The organism is Nocardia sp. NPDC058497, from assembly GCF_042720195.1.
Lineage (GTDB): Bacteria > Actinomycetota > Actinomycetes > Mycobacteriales > Mycobacteriaceae > Nocardia.
In genome coordinates this window covers 1-3,908 of sequence record NZ_JBHXMY010000549.1, presented here as the reverse complement: position 1 = coordinate 3,908, position 3,908 = coordinate 1, and the positions used below count along the sequence as shown (strand labels likewise).

Genomic DNA, 3,908 nt, shown 5'->3' with positions numbered 1-3,908 from the left:
CGCCTCATTTTGTTTATACGACACTGTTAGTGTGCACCAGTCTGGGCCCCTGGGCGACGGCGGCGCTCAACGCGGGGCGGGTGCACCCGCTGCGGGGCCCCGCCGCCGACGCTACTGCGGCCGAGGTGGAGAAGTCCACTGCCGCAAGGCTTTTCGCCGATCGAGCCCGCTCCGCCGCACCCGATTTCGCCGTCACCGACGACAACGCCGCCGCGGTCGCCGCCATCGTCGCCCACCTCGACGGTGTACCGCTCGCACTGGAACTGGCGGCGACGAGGGTCCGCGCGCTGGGCGTGCACGCCCTGGCCGAACGGATCGAGGATCGGTTCACGCTGCTCTCGTCCGGTTACCGGGACGCACCGGACCGGCAGCGCACGCTGCGCGCGGTGATCGACTGGAGCTGGGAACTCCTCGACGAGCCCGAACGCACTGTGCTGCGGCGACTTTCGGCGCACGCGGACGGCGGCACGCTGGAGTCGGCCGAGGCGGTGTGCGCGGGCGGTGATGTGGACCCGTCGGACGTCGCGGAACTACTCGCCCGCCTGGTCGACCGATCCCTGATCATCACGCCCGCCGCCGATGCCCGGCCGCGCTACCGGCTCCTGAAATCGGTCGTGGCGTACGGCGTCGACCGATTGCGTGACAGCGGTGAGGAATTCGACACCCGGCTGCGCCACCTCGCGTACTACCTCGACCTGGCCGAACGCGCCGACCAGCAGCTGCGCACCGCTGATCAGCGTCGGTGGCTGGCCCGGCTCGACACGGAGTCGCCCGACCTGCGCCGCGCACTCGAAACCGCCCGTGCCGCAGGCCGATCCGCCGACGCGCTGCGCCTGGTCAACGCGCTGGCGTGGTACTGGGTGATGCGCGGACGGCTGGCCGAGGGCATCCGGTCCATCGGTATCGCATTGGCACTGCCCGGCGAGACCGATCCGACCGCACGCCGGGTCGCCCTGCTGTGGCGCAGGGCCCTCGAGCTCGGCGCCGGCCACACCGTCGACACGGCAGGCGGCGCGAGCCACACTCGCGGCACCACCGCCGCACAACGGCTCGCACCGGCGGAGCTGCGCGCCCGTTGGTATCTCGCGCACGTCCACACCGGGTTCGCCGCGCGGCAGGGCATGGACAACGCGGCAGACCTGCGAAACGCCTTCGCCGGCAACGCCGACGACTGGGGTGTCGCGGCAGCCTCGGTGTCGCTGGCTCGTGACGCGTTCGCCCGCGGCGACCTGGCCGGGCTGTGCGAGCACGCCGGACGAAGCAGGGACCTGTTCGCGCGAGTGGGCGACCGCTGGGGACAGGGCATCGCGGGATTCCTGCTCGGCAGCCATGCCGAGGTCACCGGCGACCTCGACGTCGCGCGTGACTACCACCGGGCTGCGCTGAGCACCGCCGAGGAGCTGGGACTATGGACCGAAGTCGGTGAGCGGCTCACCTCACTCGGCCGGATCGCGTTGCTGCGGGGCGAACTCGAACACAGCGCCGAACTGCACGAACGTGCCCGTCAGGTCGCGGTCGCCCAGGGGCATCTCGTCGGGGAGGAAGCCGCCGTACTCGGGCTCGGCCTCGTCGCCCGCCGCCGCGGCGATCTGCACGCGGCCCGCGAACACCTCGGCGCGTGGCTGGACTGGCACCTGCGCGCCGGGTCGCATTTCGGCGCCGCGCTGATCCTCGCCGAACTGGGCTTCACCGCCGAGCTGTCCGGCGACGCAGGCGAAGCCGAACGGCTGCAGCTGCGCGGGCTGGACTCCGCGCTGCGCACCGGCGATCCACGCGCCCACGCACTCGCGCTCGAAGGTCTCGCCGGATCGCGTTCGCTCGCCGGGGATTCCGGGTACGCCGCCCGGTCACTCGGCGCCGCCGACACACTGCGCCGGTCAGCAGGCGCGCCACTGCCCGACGCCGAACGCGGGGATGTCGCCCGCATCGAGGCGCGCATCATTGCCGAGATCGGCGCCGACCAGTTCGCGGCCGGCTTCGCCGAAGGGCGCCGAGCCGACCCACACACGCTGCACCCCGCCGACGCTTCGACTCGACCCTGAGCCTCGCGGCGACCGCGGGCCCGCATCCGGGGCAGGCGCCGAGCCGAACGGCGGCCTCGAGTCGACCCTGAGTCCATCCGAAATCCGCCCGGTCACGGTGGACCCATGAACCACACCGTGACCGACAGTCCCGACCCCTCGGTGACCACACGCATCGAGGAGCAGCAGTGAGCAACCGCACCCGCGCCCAGGTCCACACCTTCGCCGATATCAAGCCCGACTTCGACGCGATCGTCGGCTCGATCAACTACGCCACCATGACCACCGTCGACGCCAAGGGGCGGCCCAGGTCGCGCGTGCTGATCCCGGTCTGGGAGACCGAATCCGAGCAGCCGATCGGCTGGCTCGGGACCTACCGCACGCCGGTGAAGGCCGCCCATATCGCGGGGAATCCGCATGTGACGTTCTCCTATTGGAGTCCGGCGCAGAACACCGTCGCGGTCGACACCGTGGCCGAGTGGACCGAGGATCCGGATGAGCGCGCGCACGTGTGGAACCTGTACCGGCACGGCAGCCCGCCCGGCGCGGGCTACGACCCCGGTCAGTTCTGGCAGGGCCCGGACGATCCCGCCTTCCAGGTCCTTCGCCTGTCTCCGTGGCGGATCCAGGTGCTGCGGCGGCGCGATCTGGTCAGCGGGATTCCGGCGCGCATCTGGCGTGACCCACTCCAGGGGGATTGACAGCACCTTCGGCGAACGCGGCCGTTCACTGTCGGATCTGACAGGACTGGATGTCCGTACAGGTCACGGCGCGATCCGCTGTGACAGGTACCAACACCGGCCAGTATTTCCACTGGGAAGGATGTGGTGCCGAATTCGGCGAATCGGGCGATTTCCTTGCCGGGGGAAATGAGCAGAGCTACGTTACCCACATCCCGGCCGTGGGTTCCCCTCTTTTCCGGCGGGATGCTTACCAATCATGCAAGGAGATTCACCATGGGTTCATTGACCGAGTTGATGATGGCCGCCATTGCGGGAATAGGTTCCGCAGCCGAGGGCGATGGTCTACTCGCCGTATTCCTGGGCTCGGTCGAGGCTTTCTTCCCGTAAAGGAAGAGGCACATTCACGAGCTATCAATGCGCACCATTGATAGCCATACAACATGATGATGGAACACTGCCGGGCCCGAAATATGAGGACGGTCGAGTCGTCACGATCCCCCCAAAACTAGGGTCTGTTGCATCAGCTAGCAACGAGCAGGTTCACTGCAGCCCATCGACTTGTCGTCCCAGACAGTCGCGGTAGACGCAGGTCGCATGCAGTGCGGTTGCACCCCATGGCAATCGGCGAGCAGCTTCCATCAGGAAAGAAACAAATGAACGAATCGCAGTGTGTGAAACACCGGCTTGCCACACAATGGCAGTGGCGATAAGTTACCGGCATCACAGACTGCGAGTCGCGACCACGCAAGGAGATCGATCATGGGTTCACTGACCGAGATTATGCAGGCGGCGATCGCGGGCCTCGGTTCTGCGGCCGAGGGCGACGGCCTCCTCGCCGTCTTCCTCGGCTCGGTGGAAGCGTTCTTCCCGTAAATCGCGCACTCTCCCGCAAGACCCGATTCATCGGGCTGATTCACCAGCAAATCCAGGAGTAAATAATGGGTTCTCTCTACGAATTGATGCAGACCGGTGCCGGTAGCCTCAGCGAGGCCGCCCTGCCTTTCATTCAGGCACTGATCACGGTGAGCGGCGGAACTCCCACACCGGGTAAGTAGATTCGTCGCCGACGAAGCAGGGGCGGGGGGGGGTACAAACCCCCCCCGCCCGCGAATAAACCCCCACCGCAAAGACGCCCGAGGTTTTGATAGGTTACAACACCCCACACGAAACAACGAGGGTGGGGGGGTGGGCGGGCCGGTATCAA

2 protein-coding genes are annotated in these 3,908 nt (G+C 67.7%); both read left to right on the top strand.

The genetic code is table 11. From position 1 onward, the window contains the following. Positions 1–2,042: ATP-binding protein (locus tag ACFWPJ_RS26955; protein ID WP_378855411.1), on the top strand; the 2,042-nt coding region annotated here is incomplete at its 5' end. A gap of 167 nt (positions 2,043–2,209) precedes the next feature. Next, the gene (locus tag ACFWPJ_RS26950; RefSeq protein ID WP_378855409.1) at positions 2,210–2,722 is read left to right on the top strand and encodes a pyridoxamine 5'-phosphate oxidase family protein; all 513 of its coding nucleotides are present in this window, start codon (positions 2,210–2,212) and stop codon (positions 2,720–2,722) included. Positions 2,723–3,908 lie beyond the last annotated feature (1,186 nt).